Source organism: Streptomyces sp. NPDC127092, assembly GCF_042722475.1.
GTDB lineage: Bacteria > Actinomycetota > Actinomycetes > Streptomycetales > Streptomycetaceae > Streptomyces.
In genome coordinates this window covers 1-469 of sequence record NZ_JBHXFE010000170.1, presented here as the reverse complement: position 1 = coordinate 469, position 469 = coordinate 1, and the positions used below count along the sequence as shown (strand labels likewise).

Below are 469 nucleotides of genomic sequence, written 5' to 3'. Positions count from 1 at the left end.
GCGAACAGCCAGTCGCGCAGCTTGTACTGGATGGTGCCCTTGCCGGTACCGTCCGCTTCCAGGCGCTCGGTGATCGCCTTCTTGGCGTCGGCGACGCTCATCCCGTTCAGGAAATCGGAGTTCACGATGGTGCCGTCGCCGGTGTACGCGTCCTTGGTGAGGTCGCCGCCGGAGATGACCTCGACGATGTCGAGGCCGAACTCGGTCGCGAACTCGTAGTCACGGTGGTCGTGACCCGGGACGGCCATGATGGCGCCCGTGCCGTACCCGGTGAGGACGTAGTCGGCGATGAACACCGGCAGCTCGAGCCCGTTCACCGGGTTCACGGCGTAGGTGCCGAGGAAGACGCCCGTCTTCTCCTTGTATTCCTGCCGCTCGAGATCCGACTTGGCAGCGATCGACTTCCGGTACGCCGCAACCGCTTCGACGGGAGTCGCGGCACCACCGGTCCAGCGCGAATCCACACCCT

1 pseudogene is annotated in these 469 nt (G+C 65.5%); it reads right to left on the bottom strand.

What is annotated here, in order from left to right:
- A pseudogene (locus ACFWJO_RS38465) lies at positions 1-469 on the bottom strand (leucine--tRNA ligase); the annotation flags it as partial.